This is a genomic window from Mesorhizobium sp. M0816, from assembly GCF_040320005.1.
GTDB lineage: Bacteria > Pseudomonadota > Alphaproteobacteria > Rhizobiales > Rhizobiaceae > Mesorhizobium.
The window spans coordinates 14,166-35,910 of record NZ_JAMYOT010000046.1 but is presented as its reverse complement, the minus strand read 5'-3'; the positions used below and the strand labels follow the sequence as shown (position 1 = coordinate 35,910).

Genomic DNA, 21,745 nt, shown 5'->3' with positions numbered 1-21,745 from the left:
CCTTGTCGATCTCCTCCATGATCGGCTGCACGGTGCGCACGACGAAGGGCAGACCGATGAAGACCAGCGCGATGACGATGCCGAGCGGCGTATACGCGACCTTAATGCCGAGCGGCGTCAGCAGGCTTCCGATCCAGCCATTCGGTGCGTAAAGCGTGGTCAGCGCGATGCCGGCAACCGCCGTCGGCAGCGCGAAGGGCAGGTCGACCATGGCATCGGCGATGCGGCGGCCTGGAAAGCTGTAGCGCACCAGCACCCACGCGACGATCGTGCCGAAGACGACGTTGACGGCGGCGGCAATGAAGGCGGTGCCGAAGCTGATTTCAAGCGCGTTGATGGTGCGGCGGTCGGTGACGATCGCCCAGAAGTCGGTCCAGCCGAGCGCCGCCGAGCGCCAGATCAGCCCGGACAGGGGGATGAGGATGATGAGGGTGAGGTAGGCAAGCGAGAAGCCGAGCGTCAATCCGAAACCCGGAATGACGCTCGGCTGCCTGAATCGCCACCCCGCCTTGGCGGGTGCTGTGGTCATGTCGTCCTGATCTAAATGCTACTGGGCCGGTTTGTAGATCTGGTCGAATATACCACCATCGCCGAAATGATAAGGCTGTGCCTTCTTCCAGCCGCCAAAAAGCGGGTCGTCGATGGTGATCAGCTTGATCTCAGGCAGCTTGGCCAAGTCCTCCGCCGGCACCAACTCGGGCTTCGAAGGGCGATAATGGTTTTTGGCGATGAGCGTCTGGCCTTCCTTGGAATAGAGATAGCTCAGATAAGCTTCGGCAACTTTCCGCGTGCCTTTGGCGTCGACATTAGCGTCGACCACGGCGACCGGCGGCTCGGCCAGGATCGAGGTCGGCGGGTAGACGATGTCGAAATTGTCGGCGCCGAACTCGTCGAGCGCCAGATAGGCCTCGTTTTCCCAGGCGAGCAGCACGTCGCCCAGCCCTTTTTGCGCGAAGGTCACGGTTGCGCCGCGCGCACCGGTGTCGAGAACCGGGACATGCGCATAGAGATTGCCGACGAATTCCTTGGTCTTGGCCTCGTCGCCGCCATCCTTGGCGCTGGCGTAGGCCCAGGCGGCGAGATAGTTCCAGCGCGCACCACCGGAGGTCTTGGGATTCGGCGTGATCACCTGGACGTCGTCCTTGACCAGATCGCCCCAGTCATGGATGCCCTTGGGGTTTCCCTTGCGGACGAGAAAGATGATGGTCGAGGTGTAGGGCGCCGAATTGTTTTCGAATTTCGTCCGCCAGTCGGGATTGATCCTCTTCGCTTTCGAGACAATGGCGTTGATATCGCCTTCGAGCGCCAGCGTCACCACGTCGGCGTCGAGGCCGTCGATCACGGCGCGAGCCTGCGCGCCCGACCCGCCATGCGACTGCTGGACGGTGACCGTCTCGCCTGTCTCGGCCTTCCAGTGGGCGGTGAAGGCCTCGTCGAATTGCTTGTAGAGCTCACGCGTCGGATCATAGGACACGTTGAGAATGGTGGTGTCGGCAAACGCGAAACCGAGCGTGCCGAACTGGACAGACGTGGCGACCAGTGCGCCGAGCAGTTTCCTGAAATGAGGTTTGGTCATTTCCGCCTCCGTTGAACTCGCGCCAAATCTACCGAATTGATAGAATTTAGATGCATTCAATGTTGCCTTTTTTGGCCTATTGAAGCAATTTTTCGCCTAGTTTCGGCGATGCGAGAAACTATTTTCCCGCATGGACCATGATCGCGCTCCCGACGCGATTATCTAGAGACGGCTAGCTCTTCGGCAATGGCTGCGTCGCGCCCGAAGGTTTCGGCCGGCTATTCGGCGGTAACGGGAAAGTTGAAGCGCTCTTTTGGAAACGGCTCGTTCTCCAGCGTGAAGTGCCACCATTCGCGGGCGTAATTCTTGAAGCCGCGGGCACGCATCGCCTCGACAAGTCTTTTGCGGTTAGCCGCCGCTTCACGGGCTATCGGTCGGTGAGCCGTTTCGCTCGCTGGATCGAAACAGTCGAAACCCGTGCCGAAATCGAGCGTGTCGGCATCGGTCGCGCCGCAGGCCGGTTTCGGAGCGCTCTTGCGGTCGGCTCGCGCGATCGCGACATCGACCGTCGATCCGCGCGAATGGGTGGACAGTTCGCCGATATAGCCCTTGGCGATGAGATCCTTGCGCTTGACCTTTGGGTACCATTGCGGGTCCGGTGGTCCACTCGTTTTTGTCCAGTCACCCATGTCGGAGACAGCCCGCGCAGGGCGATAGCAGTCGAACACGACCAGCGTCAGTCCTTCGGCGGCAATCGCTTTCTGCACTGCCGAAAGCGCTTGCGCCGCTTGCCTGGTGAGGACGCATATCGGCGCATCGTAGCCGCTTACCTTGCGATGCAGGAAATTTTCGAGGCCGGCATAGCGGATATCCTGCCGGATATTGGGATCGATGTCGGCTAGCCGAACAAAGCTGGCGGGCAGCGCGTCAGCAGACGCCGAGAAAGTACCGGCGGCCGAAAGCAAGACGTAAAACACAATCCCCTGAATCACCTGCCGGAAATTATTCAAGGGAAACTTTCACTCGACGAAAACCTTCACACTGGCCGCGCGTCCCGCCGCGTCGATCACGGTTAGGGTCGAATAGCCGGCGCCGTCCGGCTGCCAGGTCGCGGTGCGCCGCCGGTCGATGCCGACCAGCGGCTTGCCGTTGGCCAGCCAGCGGAATGGTGCGCGGCCGCCTTGCAGCTTGAGCACCAGCGGCGAGGGGTCGGCCGAGGAAGTGCCGAGATCGACGCGAGCGCCGTCGGGCGGAAAGATGATGGTTGGCGCAGGTTCGGTCGGCGTCGCCTGTACCAGCCCATCGGCGCCGGCGCCGAAGCGCGTCAGCGTCACCGGCAGCTCCTCGCGCTTCGGACGCCGGACGCCGGATGGCTGGCTCGGCAGCGGTACGGCGGCCAGGCTGGAACGGACAAAACCTTCGAACAGGATGGGCGCAGCCGAGACATAGCCGGACAGGCCGGGCACAGCGCCGGCGTCCGGGCGGCCGACCCAGACGCCGAGCACGTAGCGGCCGTCGAAGCCGACCGACCAGGCGTCGCGATAGCCGTAGGAGGTGCCGGTCTTGTAGGCGATGCCGCGTTGGGCGGCACCCTGGGGAGGCTTGACGCCTGACAGGATGTCGGTGATCTGCCAGGTCGCCTGCCCGTCGAGGATGGTGGTGGTCGAGCGTTCGGCATTCGCCGGCTCGGTGCCGTCATGCAGCGTGTGTGCCTTGCCGCCATTGGCAAGGCCGGCATAGAGTTGGACCAGGTCGCGCAGGGTCACCCCGACGCCGCCGAGGCCGATCGCCAGGCCGGGCGCTTCGTTGACGGGCAGGATAGGGGTCACATCGGCCTGGCGAAAGCGTGCCATCAGCCGGGCCGGGCCGACCGCGTCGAGCACGCGGATCGCCGGCACGTTGAGCGACAATTGCAGCGCCTGCCTGATGCTGACATCGCCCTGATAGCCCATGTCGAAGTTCTTCGGCCGATACCCGGAGAAATCGGCTGGGCTGTCCTCGATCAGCATCTCCTGCGCCACCAGGCCTTGTTCGAAGGCGAGGCCGTAGATGAACGGCTTCAGCGTCGAGCCAGGCGAGCGAACGACCTTGGTCATGTCGATCCAGCCCGAACGGCTGGCATCGAAGAAATCGGCAGAGCCGACCTCACCAAGAATATCGCCGGTACGGGCATCGGCCAGTACCATGGCCACCGAGAGGCGAGGGCCGAGCCTGGCGGCCGCATCCTTGGCCACCTGCTCCAGCCCTTCCTGGACACTCTTGCGGATCGTCAGTTGCAGCTTCTGGCCGGGAATGGCCTTGGACAGCATCGTATAGGCCGCATGGGCAGCGAGCGCCGGCAAGGTCCGCCGGAGCCCCGACACATCGTCGAGCGCGGCACGCGCGGCCTCACGTTCGCCGAGCAGGCCTGCCGAGACCATGCGGGTCAGGACGCGGTCGCGGGCGGCATGGGCGACGTCGAGGTTGCGGTCAGGGCGCCGCTTTTCCGGCAATTGCGGCAAAGCGACGAGCAGGGCCGCCTCCGAGACCGTCAGCCGTTTCGGCTCCTTGCCGAAATAGGCAAGCGAAGCCGCGCGCACACCTTCGAGATTGCCGCCATAGGGCGCCAGCGTCAGATAGCGTTCGAGGATCTCGCGCTTGGAAAGCCGCCGTTCGATCTGGAGGGCGCGCAGCATCTGCTTGATCTTCGAGCCGAGGCTGCGGCTGTCGCGCGGTTCGATCAGCCGGGCGAGTTGCATCGGCAGCGTCGAACCACCGGAGACGATATGGCCGCTGGTCGCGAACTGGCCGGCGGCACGCGCCAGTGCCAGCACGTCGACGCCTTGATGATCCCAGAAACGCTTGTCCTCATAGGTGACCAGCATGTCGACGAACTGCTTGTCGACCTGGTCCAGGCTGGTAGCGAGCCGCCAGTAGCCATCCGGCGTAGCGAAGGCGCGCAGCAGCTGGCCGTCTCGGTCCTGCACCTCGGTTGAGACCGTCAGCTCCGCCGGCAGCGGCGGCGGAAAGGCGCGGTCGAGCTGCCAGAGGGCGGCGGCGGTGATTGCAGCGAGACCGGCCAAGGAAATGCCCGTGATGGCCGCTCGGCGCAGGAATTTTCTGGAGAGCATGGCGCCGCCCCTCATCCACCTGCCGGCACCTTCTCCCCGTTTAGTGACGGGGAGAAGGGGGCTGTCGCGACCCTTGGCGCCTTTTCTGCGACGTTAAAGTTCGGCGAAAACTTCGGCGCATGGCTCTTTCTCCCCGTCTCTATACGGGGAGAAATGCCCGGCAGGGCAATGAGGGGCAGCTCCATCGCCATATTCCTATCCGCCATTTTTGCCTTACGGCACCTTGACCTCCATCATGCCGGTGGCGGTGCGGGCCGAATATTGCGGCCGGTACATGTCCTCGATCGTTGCCGCCGGGTGGGCGTAGGTGCCCGGCGTCACCGCGCGCACGACGTAGGCGAGTGTGATGTTGCGGTCGCCGTCGCCGTCGTTGGGATTGAACGCCGCGACGAAACGGTCGTCGCGGAATTCGAGATGGGCGGCATCGGTCTGCGCCAGCCAGGAGAAGTTCGTCAATTGGGCGCTGGAGACCAGGCCCGGATTGTCGATCTCGAAGCCGGCCGGCAACAGGTCGGTGATCAGCAGTCGCGAAGGCCAGGTGTTCTGCTCGTAAACCTTGAGCACGACGACATAGCGTTCGTTCTGCTTGACCTCCGTCACGTTGGCCTCTGTGCCGTCTAGCTTGTAGTAGGTACGGCTGATGGTAAAGCCGTTGCCGCCGGCCGGCAGAGGCTGGATCGGCGAAGCCACGGTGGTGACGACCGCCTGCAGCGGATTTCTGCCGGTGTTGACGATGGTCAGCGGACTGTCGGCCAGGTCGCCACCGGCGATCTGGTCCGAATAGCCGCCGGCATGCGGTGCGCCGTTGACGGTCAGCGCGATCGAATCATTGCCGGCCTTCAGCGCGCGGGCCGCCAGCAGCATCCAGGACTCGTCCTGTGTGCTGGTCCACCTGGCGTCGGCGCGTTCCCTGGTCACTAGTTGGATCAGCGCCGGCACGATGGTCGGCACCGGCTTGCTTTCCGCGGCAAGCGCCAGGATCGCCGCGCCGTCGCGCAGTGGCGAGCCATAGTCGGACCGGTAATAGTCATATTCGGGCGTCGACTTGGCCAGTTGCAGCGCGGCCTGGAAGGTTGCCTCCGAGCGCTGGGTGTCACCGTAGAGCGCGAGAGACGCCGCCAATTGGGCGACGGCCATCGGGCTGGTAAAGGCTTCGAGCTGGGTGTCGGCATAATAACGCAGATCGCCGACCGAGGCCTTTTTGTTGCGGGCAAGCACATAGAGCGCATAGGCGATCTCGCTGCCGCGATCCTGGACGTCCTGATCGTAGCCGATCGCGTTCTGCAGATTGCTCAGCGCCTGGTTCATCGCCAGGGCCGGTACGTCGTACTTCTGCTCGCGCGCCCGGGCGAGGAAATCGGTGACATAGGCGTCGAGCCACAGATCGCCGGAACCCGGACCCCACAGGCCGAAGCTGCCGGCCGAGGCCTGATAGCTCAGCACCTTGTAGATGGCGTCCTGGACGCGGCCATGCAGATCGGGGTCGCTGGCCATGCCGATGCCGGAAGCCATCTCGTTGACGTAGAGAAGCGGCATGGCGCGGCTGGTGGTCTGTTCGGCGCAACCATAGGGATAGCGGTCGAGCGTCATCAGCAGCGACGGTACATCGAAGGCAGCCGCCTGCGAAACGCCGACGCTGACCGAAGCCCCATCGAGCAGGCTTGCCGCCAGCAGTTCCTTGTCGACGCGCAGCGCGCCGCCATTGCCCTTGAGGTCGACGACCATGCGGGTGGTCACCGGTAGTTGCGCCGGGCGCACCGGCACATAGAGCGTCTGCTCGACGGCGGTGCCGCCGGCATGCGCAAGCTTGATGGTGATCGAGGCGTTGCCTGCGGTCTGCGCAATCAACGGCACGGTCAGCGTCTGCCGCTTGCCTTTGGCCAGCGTCAGCTTTTCAGGCAAGGCGGCACTGCGGGTAGACAGGTCGCCCGTCGTGTCGATGGTCAGCTTGTAGTCGCCAGCGGGGCCGTCGGTGTCGGCGACGTCGAGCCGCATGACGGCGGAATCGCCGGGCGCCAGGAATCGCGGCAGGCCGGCGGTGATCACCACCGGATCGCGAACGATGACGTCGGACTGGGCATGGCCGACTGCTTCCTTTGTCCAGGCGACGGCCATGACGCGCACGGTGCCGTTGAACTGCGGTATGTCGAAGTCGATCCGCGCCTTGCCGTCGGAGTCGAGCTGGACCGGGCCGGAGAAGAAGGCGACCAGCTTTTCGGTCGGCGGACTGCCTTGCGATTGCATGTTGGCGCCGTCGCCGCCGGTGCGCAGCTTACCGGTTGTGCCCAGCGAGCCGTCGATCAGCCGGCCATAGATGTCGCGAACCTCGAGACCGAGCATGCGCTGGCCAAAGAACCAGTTCTCCGGATCCGGTACCTTGTAGTTGGTCAGGTTGAGGATGCCGACGTCGACGGCCGCGACCATGACATAGGCGTTGGTGCCGGGCTGCACGCCGGCTACGGCCACGGGGATCGACAGCTGCTGGCGCGGCATGGTCTTGTCCGGCGGCGCCAAGCTGACGGCAAGCTTCCGCGAGCCGGGATCGAGCTTCAGCCATTTGACGCCGATGGCGCGCGCCGGCATACGTGTCTCTTGCGCATCGCCCGGCCTGAACAGCGTTGCCGTGACGTAGGCGCCGGCACCCCAGTCGTCGCCGACCGGGATGTCGACGGTGCTGCCGCCGGCCGGCACGCTGGCGGTGACGGTCTTCAGGAGCTTGTCGGCGCCGATGGTGACGAGCAGCTCGCCGGCAAAGTGCGGCGACACTTTGAGCTTGGCCACTTCACCCGCCGCATAGGTATCCTTGTCGAGGGCGATCTCGAGGCCGTCGGGCGTTTCGGTGGTGGTGGAACTGACATACCAGCCGGCGTCGAACTCGTAGCTGGTGGCCGGGCCTTCCGGATCCGCTGTCTCGATCTCGAGCCGGTAGCGGCCCCAGTCGACCGGCAGCGACACCGTCGCCTCGCCATCGGCGCTTAGGTCGACCTGGCCGTTGGCCACCGCCTTGGTGAAGGTGACCGGCTCATAGTTCCAGGAGTTGCTCGAGCGGTACCACTGGTAGCTACGCTCGACCTTGACCAGCGACCACTGCGCGCCCTTCAGCGCCTCACGCTTGCCGTCTGGGTCGACAGCGATCAGGCTGAACTTGGCCGTGCCGCCTTGCGGCACCTCGTCGTCGTCGAAATCCGGGCGGATGCCGATCATGTGGCCCTGCGGGCGGATGCCGATATTCAGCGAGCGCTCGACGGCACGGCCGCCGGTTTCACGCATCCTGACAGTGACCTTTGCATCGACCAACTTGGTGGTGGATGGCAATTGATCGACGGAGACCGGGAAGGTCGCCTTGCCGTCCTCGCTGACCACCGGCAGGCCGGTGAAGGGCGTCACCGTCGGTTCAGCCGACTGTTCGTCGGCCAGACCGAAGGAATAGCCTTTGAAGCGGTCCCAGTCGCGGGCGGTCGACAGCGTCAATTCGCCTTCGAGCGCGAGGCCCGCGGCCGGCGCGCCGTAGAGAAAGCGGCCGTCGACGGTAATGTTGGCGGTCTCGCCCTGCGCGATCTCCTGCTTGTCGGAGGACAGGTCGAACTCGATGCGATCCGGTACGAAGTCCTCGACCAGGAACATCTGGCTGGCGACCGCCGCCTGCTTGGGATCGGTATGGATCGCCACCGTCCAGGTGCCGCGCATGGCGTTGGGTTCCAGCGGCAGGTCGACCGCGTGACCACCGGCCGATGCGCCATCGCTGACGATGCGGCGGTCCTCGACGCCGTCGGGCCGCGAGAAGATGAAGGTCAGCGGCAGGTTCTCGACCGCCTTGGCGGCACTGTCGCGGGCAAGGGCCGCGACATGGACATCTTCGCCGGCGCGGTAGATGCCGCGCTCGGTCCAGGCATAGACGTCGAGCGCGCCAGGTGCCGGCCGTCCGGCGACGCCACGGTCGGACAGGTCGAAGCCGGCGCGGCCCATATCGAGGAAGACGAAATCGTCGTCGCCCTGTTTGGCCATCAGCACGGCCGGGGCCATGCCGCTGTCGCCGCGCGTCAGGCCGGGATTGAACACCGCCCGCCCTTCCGCGTCGGTGGTCGCGGTGCCGAGGATTTCATTGTTCCTGGCCAGCAGCGTCAGCTCGGCGCCGGCGATCGGCTTGGCGGTTGCGAGCGAACGGGCAAAGACGTTCAGCCCATCCTGTCCGGTATAGGTCGACAGGCCGATATCGGAGACGACGAACCATTGCGTGGCGTGCGAATCATAGTCGTCGCTGCGATCGTTGACGGCTTGTGCGGTCAGCACATAGACGCCGGGCTTGCGCTTCGGCAAAGCCTCGTCGATTGGGAAGGAGGTGGTGACTTCCTTGTTGAGGTCGTTGGCGATGTCGAGCTGGCCTTGCCAGACCGGCTCGCCCATCTGTTCGGAGATGTTCGAAATGTCGTAGCCGTCAAGCTGGCGCAGGAACTGATATCCCGACAGAAGCTGGGCCAGCGAGCGGTCGCCGATGCGGAAGAGCTTCATTTCGGCGGCATTCATGTTGACGGTGACGACCGGTATGCCGCGGCGTGCGCCTGCGGGCAGCACGAAGCTGTCGCCGGTGAAGCGGGCCGAAGGCGCGCGGTCCTGCACGTAGATCGACAGAACCACCGGTGCCGCGGTGACTTCGCCAATGGCGGCCGGCAAGCCGGCGCGGAAGGTCACGTCATAATGTTGGCCGTGCTCGAGTCCTTCGACGCAGATCTGCTTGTCCTTGGCTTCGACGCCCTTGGGAGCGGCGTTGTCGACAGTAACGAACTGCGAGTAGTCGACGCCGGTCTTGACCAGTTCCTCGGAGAACTGCGCGCAGATGCGTGGCGCGCTGGTGTCGGCATCGACGGTATGATCGATGACGCGGAAGCCCTTGCGGGCCTTGAGATCCTGATAGGCGGCCCTGACTGCCGGCGAATTGACGAGAGCGAGGCTCGCCTCGTAGGCCTGCAGGGCCGGCCTGTAGAGATCGCGGCGATCAAGGCCGTCCCCGAGCAGCGCCAGCACGTCGGCGCGCGTCTTGGTGGTGCGCAGCAATTTGTAGGCGTTGAAGGCGGCGGAAGTGGCGTTCGCCGGTAGGGTCGACGGCTCCGAGCTGTTGGCGGTCGGATGGACGGCAAGCGTTTCGCGCGCCAGCTCGAGCCAGAGCTGGCCATCATCAGGCAACACCGAAACCGCCGCTTCGTATTTGTGCATGGCCGAGCGATGATCGCCCGTCAGCGCCGACTGTTCGGCGGCGGCCCTCAGCGCCGTCAGCCCTTCTGTCGGCTTGGTGTAGGTCGGGCCAGTGAGCTTGTTGCGGTATTGCTGGGCCTGGTCGGCCATCCAGTTGGGGAAGAAGGCGAGTTCGGGTGGCGCGCCGATGTCGGGATCGCCATCGATGTTGACGATCTTGCCGGCGACGGCGCCGCCGAAGGGTTTCAACGAATTGTAATCGGATTTAAGGAAGCACCATTTGGCCTTGAGGTTGTAGGTGAAGGCGCGGCAGGCCGGGTCGCCGAGGCAGGTGGTCTTGCACTGGTCGAGGCTGACATTCTGGTCGGATCTGAGATCGAAACCGAAATAGTCGGAATTGTCCGATGTCACCACCCGCCGGGCTTCGGCCGCTTGCGCGACACCGCTCCAGGCAAAAAAGAGAAGGAAAAGAATCGATAAACCACGAGCCGCGCGCATTGCCATAAACCCCTCCAGACAAGTGCTTACGTCCAGAAATCTTCAAGCTTCAGTCGCGCTTGTCAACATCGGGACGCGGCAGGATCCGCCTGCCAACGGTTTGCTTTCCGGCCGGTGACCGGTAGTAGCTCCATAGGACAGGGGATCACGCTTTCTTGCGGCGACGCAGAAGGTGTGAGTTCCAAGCCCTGTCTATTTCAGCAATTGGATTGTGGCCCCTTTACGAGTGCTTCAGAACTTCATTCCAATTTTAGGTTTGCGAGCTAGGCTAGGAGCGTAATGCCGGCGTATGAAAGGCAGATGTCGGGAGGAACCGCGCCACGGCGCGCGCTTTCGCGCGCCCTGCTTTTCGCATTGTTGTGCTCTACGGCACTTGTTGCCGAAACCGGAAGTGCGGCAGCCTTCGAGATTTTCGGCATCAAGCTGTGGGGATCCAAAGACGAAGATGCCGATATCGTCGACCCGCTGCGCTATGCGGTGACGATCGAGGCGCCGGACGCCGACAAGAATCTCGCCGAGAAGCTCGAAAACGCCTCGGCGCTGAAGGCCGACGAGGAACACCCGGTATCCGGTTCTCTCGGCCTGCTGGCCAAGGCGCGCAGTGACCGTGAGCAACTTGTTGCCGCACTCTACACTGACGCCCGCTACGAGGGTGTCGTCACCATCACTATTCAGGGCAAGCCGCTCGACGATCTGCCGCCCGATGCCGAGTTTTCGGGTCCGCAGCCGATACCGGTGGTGATAAGCATAGCAGCCGGGCCGAAATTCACGCTTGGCAACATCAGACTGGAAGGCGATGCGGCGGGGCTGGCAAGTGCCGATTTCGGCCTGATCGCCGGCGGTGACGCCAGTTCGGGCGCCGTGCTCAAGGCCGAGGCGGCGATCGTGCGGGCACTCAAGCAAGAAGGCAGGCCGCTGGCCAAGGTGACGGGCCGCGAGATCGTCGCCGAGCACGCCGGTTCGACGCTCGACGTGACGCTTGCCGTCGCGGCCGGCCCGGTCGCCGGCTATGGCGACACCACTGTCGAGGGCACCGAAAAGGTCGACCGCGACTTCACCGAATATATGACCGGCCTGAAGCGCGGCCGCCAGTATTCGCCCGATGAGATCGACGACGCGCGCGACCGGCTGCTTGGGCTCGAGGTCTTCAACAGCGTGACGGTGAAGGAAGCCGACGCGCTCGACGCCGAGGGCAACATCCCGATCGGTGTCGAGGTCAGCGAGCGCAAGCCACGCTATTTCGGCATTGGCGGCAGCTTCTCAAACACCGAGGGGCTGGGCCTCGAAGGCTATTGGGGGCACCGCAATCTGTTTGGCCGCGCCGAAAAGCTGCGCATCGACGGCAAGATCAGCGGCATCGGCAGCAACGACTTGACCCAGCTCAATTACAATGCCGGCGTCATGTTCGAAAAGCCGGGCGTGGTCGGGCCGGCGTCGAAGTTCATTGCCAGCGTCAATACCGTGCTGGAGCACCCCGACGCCTACGACCATTTCTCGGTCAAGGGCAGCACCGGCCTATCCTACGAACTCGACAAGAAGCAGACGGTTTCCGCGCAAGTCGCGCTGGATTATTCGAGGATCCACGACGCTTTCGGCAAGCACACCTATCTGATCGCCAGCATTCCACTGCAATATGTCTACGACAATCGCGACAGCAAGCTCAATCCGACCCGGGGCTTCAGGGTGCTGGCCTATGGCGAGCCGAGCTACGACATTTTGAGCGGGGCTGCGTTTGTCAAGCTGAAGGGCGAGGGGTCGGCCTACCAGTCACTCGATTCGGCCTCGAAATTCGTTTTCGCCGAACGTGTCGCCATCGGCTCTATCATCGGCGCCAGTCTTCAAGATGTTCCGGCAGATCGACGCTTCTACTCAGGCGGCGGCGGTTCGGTGCGCGGCTATGCCTATCAAGGCATCGGCCCGAAGGACAGCAATGGAGAGCCGATCGGCGGGCTTTCGTTCTTCGAGACCTCGGTCGAGATGCGCATCGCCGTCACCGACAAGATCGGCGTCGTGCCGTTCGTCGATGCCGGCACGGTGTCGACCAGGCAGGTCCCCGATTTTTCGGACATGAAGGTCGGCGCGGGTGTAGGCTTGCGCTATCTGACGGCGTTCGGGCCGCTGCGCGTCGACGCGGCGGTGCCGCTCAACCGCGGCCCCGACGATCCTCATTTCGGCATTTATGCCGGCATCGGCCAGGCATTCTGATGGCAATATTCAGGCGCATCCTCCGTATCCTTTTCTACACGCTGCTCATCGTCGTGGCAGCGGCGGTGGGGGCGCTCGTCGTGCTGACCAAAACCGAGCGCGGCCGCGAAAACCTTGCCGGCATCATCTCGACCATGGCCTCGACCGGTGATCGCAAGGTCACTGTCGTCGGCATCGACGGTATCTGGTCGGGCGCGCTGAGGGTCGATCATGTCGTTCTGGAGGATCGCGAAGGCGCCTGGATGGTGGCGCGCAACGTGGCCGTCGATTGGTCGCCGCTGGCACTCCTGTCGAAGAGCTTCAGCGCCGATCGCATTGGGGCCGAGCGTATCGAGTTGGCAAGGCTGCCGGTGGCCAATACACAGTCGAGCCAAAGCGGAGCGACGACGCTGCCGGTTTCCATCGACGTCAGGCAACTCGACCTTCCCGAAATCGCGCTCGGGCAGGCTCTGGCCGGCAGCGGTGTCGCCGAACTTGCAGCCAAGGGAGCGCTCAAGGCGGACGCCTCACCATTGGCGATCGAGACCAACCTCAACATCGTTCGCCACGACGGCAAGCAAGGCACGGTCGACGCCAAAGCCCATTTCGCGCCGGCCGACAACAAGCTCGACCTCGACCTTAAGGCATCCGAGCCGGCCGGCGGCATCATCGCCAACCTGCTCAACCTGCCGGGCGCGCCGCCGGTCAACATTGTCGTTTCCGGCACCGGACCGCTCGCCAACTGGAATGGCATCGGGACCTTCGTTGTCGACGGCCGGATCGTCACCCAGCTTACCGGTCGCCATCAGCTCACCGACAAGGGTCATTATGTCGAGGCCAACGGCGATGGCGAATTCGAGCGCTTCCTGCCCGAAACCCTGAAACCGCTGTTTGCCGGCAAGACCAGCTTCGACCTCGCCGGCACGGCGACCGCGGCCGGCGGCGTCGATGTCGAGCGCGCCAATATCGACAGCGGCGCCTTGCACGCGACCGCCGCCGGCATTGTCGATCCGAACGGCGCCAGCGACCTTTCGGTGAAGCTCGCCGCAAAGGGGCCGCCGATCGTGCTCAGCCTCGGCAGCGAGGCGCAACCGATAACCGTGGCAATCAAGGATGCCACGGCCCGCGCTTTCGGCGATGGCAAGGCGCCGATGGTGGATATCGGCGCGTCGCTGGTCTCGGTGGTGGCGGGCGGCACGCGGGTGGACGACCTGATCGGGCAAGTGCATTCCGATGGTTTCGACATCCAGAACCGTAGCGGGCCGGTCACCATCAAGCTGACGGCGGCCGGCCTGAACACCGACGTCGCGACTTTGGCGCCGCTGATAACGGGCAGGGTCAGCGCCGGTCTCGCCGGCTCCGTCAGCAAGGAACAGATTGTCGTCGACGAAGGCACGCTACGCAGCGACGCGCTCAATGCGTCCGTAACAGCCACAGTGGCGCTTGCCGATCTGTCGATGACGCTCAAGATGAATGCCGACGCGGCTTCGACGGCGCTGCCGCCGCAAATCAGCTCGGTTCTCGGCGAGCGCGTGCAGTTTTCCGCAACCGCGACACGCGACCCGGACGGTGCGTTCGCCGCCAACGCATTGCAACTCACCTCCGGCACGCTTAGCGCCAGCGGCACCGCCAGTGCGCAAGGCACCGATATCCGGGCCGATATCAAGGGTACGCTGGGCGACGTGTCGGTGCTGTCGCCGCTGGTCGGCGCCAAGGTCGGCGGCGCCGTCGGTTTCGGGCTTACCGCAAGCGGCGCGCGCAGCGCACCGGATTTCTCGGTTTCGGCCAACAGCGACAGCCTAACGGCGTCCGGCCATGCGGTGAAGCAGATCAAGCTGAGCGCGAGCGGCAAGGCCGATATCGCCAGTCCCGCCGCCGATGTCTCGCTGACCGGCTCGGTCGACGACCAGCCGCTCGACCTCAAGGCATCGCTGGTCACAACCGACGGCAAGCGCTCCATCAATGGACTTGCCGTCTCGTTAGCCGACAACAAGGTCTCCGGCGACCTCGGGCTCGACGACAACCTGCTGCCGCTCGGCACGTTGACCCTCGATGCCGCCGATATTGCTCCGCTGGCCGCACTCGCAGGCCAGTCGGTAGCCGGCGACGTGCGCGGCACCATCCGCTTTGCGAACGACAACGGAGCGCCGACGGTCGCGATCGATGCGACGAGCGCCGTGATTTCGCGCGGCGAACTGGCGGCGAAGACAATCGCCGTCAACGCGCTGGTCGCCAATTATCTCAAAGCACCGGCAATCGCCGGCAAGATCAAGGCCGACACGATCACCTCCGGAACCACGGTGATCAGCGGCATCGATGTCGACCTGAAGCGCGATGGCGACTGGACCGGCTTTAGCGGCGGCGCCACGGTCGCCGGCATTCCGGCCAGCGCGTCCGGGCGCGTCAGGGTTGCGAACGGCACCACCAGCATCGAGCTTGCCTCGGGCGAGGCGACCGTCCGCGGCATCAAGGCAGCTGTCGCGCAGCCATCAGCGCTGACAATCGCCAATGGCAGGGTGAGCATAGAGAAATTGGCGCTCGGTGTCGGCGGTGGTTCGGTTGCCGTGTCGGGTACGGCCGGCCAGACGCTCGATCTCGCTGCCACCTTGTCGGCGATGCCGGCAGCGCTTGCCAATGATTTTTCACCGGGTCTCGATGCCGTCGGCGCGCTCAGCGGCACCGCGCAGGTCACCGGATCGTCGGCTGCCCCAGATATTCGCTTCACCGCCCGGCTCAGCGGCGCCGAAACCAGCCAGACCCGGCAGGCTGGGCTCGGGCCGCTGGATATCGACGCGGCAGGCCGTTTCTCGTCGGCCAGCGGCCTGGCCATCGAGCAGGCGACGCTTGCCGGCGAGAAAATCTCCGGCAAGGCAGCCGGCACCATCAATCCGAACGGTGCCAGCGATTTTTCGCTCGACCTGGCCTCTACCGGTCCGAGCCTGCCGTTGTCGCTTGGCAGCAAGGAGAGCCCGATCAAGCTCGAGCTACAGGCGATATCGCTAACGGCGGCCGGGCAGGGCGCCCAGCCGAAGCTCGACATTTCCGCGACGCTGCCATCGGCCGCCACCAATCTAGCTACGATCGAGGGCATCACGCTTGCGCTGCACTCCGATCGCTTCGACGTGAAAGCCCGGACCGGGCCGATCTCTGGCTCGGTGACCGCCGAAAAACTCGGCATCGACAATCCGACCGTCGCGCCGCTGATTGCAGGGAAAATCACTGCCAAGCTCGCCGGCAGCCTTGCCGCCGATACCATCGTCATCGATAGCGGCACGGTGACCAGCGACGCGTTGAACAGCGGCTTCAACGGGCGGGTCTCGCTGGCCGACGGCGCCATCGCCCTCAATGTCAAGGCGGACGCCGCCTCGGCGGCACTGCCGGGGTCGGTACGTGGCGTGCTCGCCGAGCGAACGCAATTCAGTGCCGCGCTGAAGCGGGACGCCAATGGCAATGTCACCGCCAATACCGTCAGGCTGTCGTCCGGTTCGCTGACGGCAGACGGCCAGGCGAGCCTTGCCGACAACAAGCTCAGCGCCGACGTCAAAGGCGCGCTAGGCGACGTCTCGCTGCTATCCAAGGACGCCAAAGGCGCCATCTCTTTCGCGCTGAATGCGCAAGGCGCCAGCACCGCGCCGGATCTGTCGCTGAGTATCAACAGCGACAGGCTTTCGGTCGCGGCGCGCGAGATCACCGGTCTGAAGCTCACTGCCACCGGCAAGGCTGATGCCGCCAACCCGGCTGCGAATGTGCAACTCACCGGAAATGTCGGCGGCAAACCGCTGCAGGGCAGCGCCGTGCTGGCGACATCGGACGGCAAACGCGCCATCAATGGACTTTTGCTGTCGCTCGGCAAGAACCGTATCTCCGGCGACCTGGCGCTCGACGATGCCTTCCTGCCGGCCGGCACCGTGGCGCTCGACCTGCCCGATATCGGTCCGCTTGCGGCCCTGGCACTGGAAAAGGCCGATGGCGATGTGCGCGGCACGATCGCCTTCTCCAAGGCGGGTACCGTGCCGCAAGTCGCCGTCAAGGCGACGACGGCCTCGATCTCGCGCGGCGATGTCTCGGCCAAGGCCGTGAGCATCGACGCGCTGATCGCCAACTATCTGGCGGCACCGGTGATCTCGGGCAAAATCCGTGCCGACAGCGTAACTTCCGGCGGCACGGCTATTCGGGGCGTCAACGTCGATCTCAAGCGCGACGGCGAATGGACCGGCTTTTCCGGTGGCGCCACCGTCAAGGATATTCCGCTGAGGGCGGCCGGCCGGGTCAAGGCGGTCAAGGGCACGACGACGGTCGAACTTGCCTCCGGCGAGGCGACCATCTGCGGCATCAAGGCGGCCATCGCCCAGGCCTCGACCATCAACATCGCCAATGGAGTGACCAGCCTCGACAGGCTGGTGCTCAACCTCGGCGGCGGCACGGCGACGGTCACGGGCAAGGCTGGGCAGGCGTTCGACCTCAACGCGACGCTGGCCCGCATCCCGATCTCGATAGCCAACAGTTTTTCGCCGGGCCTCGATGCCGCCGGTTCCATCTCAGGCACGGTGAAGGTGACGGGCGCGCCGGCCAATCCGGCCGTTGCCTTCAAGATCGACGCCGCAGGCGTTCAGACGTCGCAGACCCGTGGTGCAGGTTTCGGCGGCATGGGCGTTTCATCCTCAGGTACGTATTCGGGCAACAGACTGACGTTCGACGCCAACATGAGCGATGCCGCCGGCCTCGGCCTCAAGGGCGGCGGCACGATGACGACATCAGGCGGGCCCACCCTTGATCTCAACTTTTCCGGCAAGGTGCCGTTCGCCTTCCTCACCAGGACACTCGCCGCGCAAGGCCTGTCCCTGAGCGGCACGGCCGACGTCGATGTGCAGGTGCGCGGCCCGGCGACGTCGCCGGTGATCTCAGGCACGGTCCGCACGTCGGGCGCCCGCCTGCTCGACGCGCGCTCGGGGCTTGCGATCAACGACATCACTGCCGATGTCGCTATCGGCAATGGCGTGGCCAGGATCAATCGCCTGACCGGCACGCTGTCGACACGCGGCAGCCTTTCGGCCAGCGGCACCGTCGGCATCGATCCGGCTAAGGGTTTTCCAGCCGATCTGTCGATCAAGCTCGTCGACGGCCGCTATACCGACGGCAAGGTGGTCACTGCCAATCTTGGCGGCGACCTGACCGTCAAGGGACCGCTCATCTCCGCGCCGGTGATTTCCGGTACCGTCAACTTGGCCAAGACCGTCATCACCGTACCCGAAAAGCTGCCCGGCTCGCTGGCCGAGCTCAACGTCAAGCACAAGAATGCGCCGGCCGCCGTACGTGCGCAGGACAAGGCGTTGCGCCCGGCCGCTGCAAGCAGCGGTGGCGGCGGCAGCGGCCTCAATCTCGACGTCACAGTCAATGCGCCGAGCCAGATCTTCATCCAGGGCAGGGGTGTCGACGCCGAGCTCGGCGGTTCGCTGCGGCTGACCGGCCCGGCATCGTCACCCCAGGCGGTCGGCACCTTCACCTTGCGGCGCGGGCGGTTGACGATCCTTGCCAAGCGGCTGACCTTCACCGAAGGCACCGTCGGCTTTTCCGGCTCTCTGGTGCCCTACCTCAATCTCACGGCGCAATCGAAGACGACCAGCGCCACCGTGACCATCGTGGTGTCGGGCGAGGCGAACAACCCGAAATTCACCTTCTCCTCGGTACCCGCGTTGCCGGAGGATGAGGTGCTGGCGCAGCTGATCTTCGGCCGTTCGATGTCGAACCTGTCGCCGCTGCAGATCGCGCAGCTTGCCGAGGCTGCCGGACAACTGGCCGGCGTCGGCGGCTCGACCTCCCTGCTGCAGAACCTGCGCAGCGCAATCGGCGTCGACGATCTCGACGTAATCACCGATGAACAGGGTGGCACCGCCGTCTCGGCGGGCAAGTATCTCAACGACCGTACCTATGTGACGATCCAGAAGGGCGACAGGCCGGGCTCGGGTAAGGCAACCGTCGATCTCGACGTTGGGCGCGGCGTCAAGCTGCGTGGCGAGGCAACCGACGCCGGCGAAGCCAAAGGCGGTGTTTTCTACGAACGGGAATATTGAAACCGGCCGTTCGCGCAGAACAACTGGTTGCCTGAAGAACGAGCGGCGCAGCGGCGAATGTCCCAGTTTAATTGCCCGTTGAGATTTCAGACGAAATCCCTGGCGCAGTAGCAAATTTGCGCCAAGACTGTCGTTATCGCGCGAACCGCCCTGCTTTCAAAGTTGCACATTCCTTGGCATGTTCCCAATCCGTGCCGTCTTTGACATCATGGCGCGGATGCGGAATGTTAAAAGGCAGAAAGCCAACAATGGGAGTTAGTCATGACGATCTACAAGAGTAACGGCGACCGCGTTCCCGATCACATCCTGGCCATGGCCGAAGATGCCAAGGCAGGCAAGATGGATCGTCGCGAATTTCTGGCTCTCGCCAGCGTCTTCGGCGCCTCGACGGCGATGGCCTATGGCATGCTTGGCCTTGCAGACCCGACGCCGGCCAAGGCGGAAGAGGTGAAGGGCAAGAAAGGCGGGATACTGAAGGTCGCGCAATGGATTAAGGATCCGAAGGATCCGCGCAAGTCCGACTGGTCGGAAATCGCCAATGCCGAGCGCCAGGCGCTCGAGCCGCTGGTCAAATACACCACCGAATACACGTTCCGCCCCTATCTGCTGGAGAGCTGGGACGTGAATGACGACGCCACCGAATACACGCTGCATGTGCGCAAAGGCGTCACCTGGAACAACGGCGATCCGTTCACCGCAGACGACGTCATCTTCAACCTCAAGCGTTGGGCCGACAAGAAGGCCGAAGGCAATTCCATGCCGGGTCGCCTCGGTTCGCTGGTCAAGGACGACAAGCTGGATGAGAGCGCGGTGACCAAGGTCGATGACCACACGATCAAGCTGACGCTCAGCAAGCCGGATATCGCCCTCATTCCCAACGTGTGCGACTATCCCGGCCTCATCGTCCACAAGACGTTCGACGAAAAAGGCGGCGACTTCAAGTCCTGCCCGATCGGCACTGGGCCGTTCGAGCTGGTCTCCTACGATGTCGGCCAGAAAGTGGTCTACAAGCGCCGCGAAGACAACAAATGGTGGGATGGTGACGTCTTCCTCGACGGCATCGAGTTCATCGACTACGGCACCGATCCGGCGGCGATGGTCAGCGCTTTCGAAGCAGGCGAAGTGCACACCAATTTCGAAACCTCGGCCGACTATGTGTCGATCCTCGACGGCATGGACTTGGCGAAGTCCGAGGTCGTCACCGCCTCGACGATCGTCTGCCGCACCAATGTGGCCAACAAGCCTTACGGCGACCAGAAGGTTCGCAACGCCCTGCAGCTCGCGGTCGACAACGCTGTCGTCCTCCAGCTCGGCTACGGCAATGCCGGCACGGTTGCCGAGAACCACCATGTCGCCCCGATCCATCCGGAATACTACGAATTGCCGAAGGTTGCTCGCGACCCGGCGAAGGCAAAGGCGCTGATGGCGGAAGCCGGCCAGGCCGATTTCGAGCACGAGCTGATCACGGTCGACGAGGACTGGCACAAGAACACAGGCGATGCGATCGCCGCGCAGATGCGCGACGCCGGCATCAAGGTCAAACGTACGGTGCTGCCGGGTTCGACCTTCTGGAACGACTGGACGAAGTATCCGCTGTCGATGACCAACTGGAACATGCGGCCGCTCGGCGTCCAGGTTCTGGCGATCGGGTATCGTACCGGTGAAGCCTGGAATGAGACGGCTTGGTCGAATCCGGAGTGGGATGCCAAGCTCAACGCTGCGCTCGCGGTTGCCGACGCAGCCAAGCGCAAGGAAATGATGAAGGACATCGAGCAGATCCTGCAGGATTCCGGCATTATCATCCAGCCTTATTGGCGCAAGCTCTACAGCCATTCGGTCAAGGCGGTGCAGAACTACAAGATGCACCCGACCTTCGAGCGCGACTACGGCAAGGTCTGGCTCGAGCAGGCCTGACCGGACGATCCGGAAAGGGGCGTCTCGCCCCTTTCCCTCGCTCTTTGCATGGTCCTTGGACCGGAAGTCGGCGCAGCAAAAAGTTGCGGACTCTTCGGCCTGGGTCTGCAATAAAAAGGGTATTGCATCTGGGACTGGTCTGAAGGCTTGTTCTGCCGCTGGCGGCAGCGCACGGCTTGCAAACCGGTTCCACCCCCCAACCCGACCGGCAGGGGACCGCCATGCTTTCTTTCGTTATCAGGCGTCTCGGCACCATGGCATTGACGATGCTGTGCCTGACGATGATCGTCTTCTTCCTGGTCAATCTCGGGCCTAATCTGAAGAAGCTCGCGATCAGCCAGACCGAAATGCACACATCCGCCGAGCAGCTTGAGGCTTGGCTGGTCAACCATGGCTATCGGCAGAATTTCTTTATCCGCTACGGCCAATGGCTGGGCATCATGCCCAAGCAGCCGGTGACCGACCCGGCGACCGGCAAGCCCGCACAGCGTTTCTCCTTCTGCAACGATCCGGTCGTGCCGACATTCTCCGGCATCCTGCAAGGCGATTTCGGTTGCTCGACCAAGTTCAAGACGACGGTCGCTTCGAAACTCTTTCCGGCGCTCAGCGCCACCGGCATCCTGATGCTCTGCGTGCTGGCCGTAATGGTGCCGATCTCGCTTTTGATCGGTATTCTCGCCGGCATGCGCGAGGGTTCACGCACCGACCGCACATTGTCGGTGGCTTCGATCGCCTCGACGGCGACGCCCGAATATGTTTCGGGCGTTATCTTCACCGTGATCTTTGCCTCCTGGCTTGGCGTGCTGAACGGTTCGGCGGCCTCGGCCAGCCAGGGCATCACCTTCTATAATTTCACCTTACCGGTGATGACGCTGGCGATATACGGCATCGGCTACATCGCTCGCATGACCCGCGCCTCGATGGTGGAGGTGATGACACAGCAATATATCCGAACCGCCCGGCTGAAGGGCCTCTCCTTCGGCAGCGTGGTGATAAAGCACGCTCTGCGCAACGCGCTGATCGCGCCATTCACGGTCATCATGCTGCAGTTCCCCTGGCTGCTCACCGGCGTCGTCATCGTCGAGGTGATGTTCCGCTACCAGGGGTTCGGCTACACGCTGGTCGAGGCCGCCGGCAACAACGACATCGATCTTCTGCTCGGCTGCTCGCTGGTCTCGGTGTTTATCGTCCTGATCACACAGCTCATCTCCGATGTCGGCTACGCGTTTCTCAATCCGCGCATCAGAGTTCAATAGGAGACC

The 21,745-nt window shown here is 63.9% G+C and carries 9 protein-coding genes; 4 read left to right on the top strand and 5 right to left on the bottom strand.

Features of this window, described 5'->3' with window-relative positions:
* The 5 genes from cysT to NKI17_RS34025 form a co-directional block, all read right to left on the bottom strand.
* Positions 1 to 529, bottom strand: a 529-nt coding sequence (gene cysT, locus NKI17_RS34045; RefSeq protein WP_352796784.1) for a sulfate ABC transporter permease subunit CysT, incomplete at its 3' end; no start/stop codon positions are given.
* 18 nt (positions 530 to 547) lie between these two features.
* Complete coding sequence (locus tag NKI17_RS34040) at positions 548 to 1,576, bottom strand: sulfate ABC transporter substrate-binding protein (protein ID WP_023675840.1); 1,029 nt, start codon at positions 1,574 to 1,576, stop codon at positions 548 to 550.
* A gap of 218 nt (positions 1,577 to 1,794) precedes the next feature.
* Positions 1,795 to 2,493: a M15 family metallopeptidase gene (locus NKI17_RS34035; protein ID WP_352571775.1), complete on the bottom strand. Its 699-nt coding sequence runs from the start codon at positions 2,491 to 2,493 to the stop codon at positions 1,795 to 1,797.
* A 42-nt stretch (positions 2,494 to 2,535) separates the two neighbouring features.
* On the bottom strand, positions 2,536 to 4,626 hold the full coding sequence (pbpC, locus tag NKI17_RS34030) for a penicillin-binding protein 1C (protein WP_352907567.1): 2,091 nt from the start codon (positions 4,624 to 4,626) through the stop codon (positions 2,536 to 2,538).
* A gap of 213 nt (positions 4,627 to 4,839) precedes the next feature.
* On the bottom strand, positions 4,840 to 10,320 hold the full coding sequence (locus tag NKI17_RS34025) for an alpha-2-macroglobulin family protein (RefSeq protein ID WP_352907566.1): 5,481 nt from the start codon (positions 10,318 to 10,320) through the stop codon (positions 4,840 to 4,842).
* A gap of 273 nt (positions 10,321 to 10,593) precedes the next feature.
* On the opposite strand from NKI17_RS34025, the gene NKI17_RS34020 reads away from it, so the two are divergent.
* The 4 genes from NKI17_RS34020 to NKI17_RS34005 all read left to right on the top strand — a co-directional run bounded on the left by NKI17_RS34020 (position 10,594) and on the right by NKI17_RS34005 (position 21,739).
* Entirely contained in the window at positions 10,594 to 12,519 is a 1,926-nt protein-coding gene (locus tag NKI17_RS34020; protein WP_352907564.1) for an autotransporter assembly complex protein TamA, read from the top strand.
* The gene (locus tag NKI17_RS34015; protein WP_352907563.1) at positions 12,519 to 18,569 is read left to right on the top strand and encodes a translocation/assembly module TamB domain-containing protein; all 6,051 of its coding nucleotides are present in this window, start codon (positions 12,519 to 12,521) and stop codon (positions 18,567 to 18,569) included. The genes NKI17_RS34020 and NKI17_RS34015 overlap by 1 nt, the downstream gene beginning before the upstream one ends.
* Before the next feature lie 261 nt (positions 18,570 to 18,830).
* The gene (locus NKI17_RS34010; RefSeq protein WP_023675846.1) at positions 18,831 to 20,483 is read left to right on the top strand and encodes an ABC transporter substrate-binding protein; all 1,653 of its coding nucleotides are present in this window, start codon (positions 18,831 to 18,833) and stop codon (positions 20,481 to 20,483) included.
* Positions 20,484 to 20,704: 221 nt separating this feature from the next.
* Positions 20,705 to 21,739, top strand: coding sequence for an ABC transporter permease (locus tag NKI17_RS34005; protein ID WP_023675847.1), 1,035 nt, complete (start codon positions 20,705 to 20,707; stop codon positions 21,737 to 21,739).
* Positions 21,740 to 21,745: the final 6 nt, after the last annotated feature.

Coding starts and splice junctions, on each gene's coding strand:
- NKI17_RS34025 (WP_352907566.1), bottom strand. CDS start 10,320: ATGGCAATGCGCGCGGCTCGTGGTTTATCGATTCTTTTCCTTCTCTTT.
- NKI17_RS34005 (WP_023675847.1), top strand. CDS start 20,705: ATGCTTTCTTTCGTTATCAGGCGTCTCGGCACCATGGCATTGACGATG.
- pbpC (WP_352907567.1), bottom strand. CDS start 4,626: ATGCTCTCCAGAAAATTCCTGCGCCGAGCGGCCATCACGGGCATTTCC.
- NKI17_RS34040 (WP_023675840.1), bottom strand. CDS start 1,576: ATGACCAAACCTCATTTCAGGAAACTGCTCGGCGCACTGGTCGCCACG.
- NKI17_RS34020 (WP_352907564.1), top strand. CDS start 10,594: ATGCCGGCGTATGAAAGGCAGATGTCGGGAGGAACCGCGCCACGGCGC.
- NKI17_RS34010 (WP_023675846.1), top strand. CDS start 18,831: ATGACGATCTACAAGAGTAACGGCGACCGCGTTCCCGATCACATCCTG.
- NKI17_RS34015 (WP_352907563.1), top strand. CDS start 12,519: ATGGCAATATTCAGGCGCATCCTCCGTATCCTTTTCTACACGCTGCTC.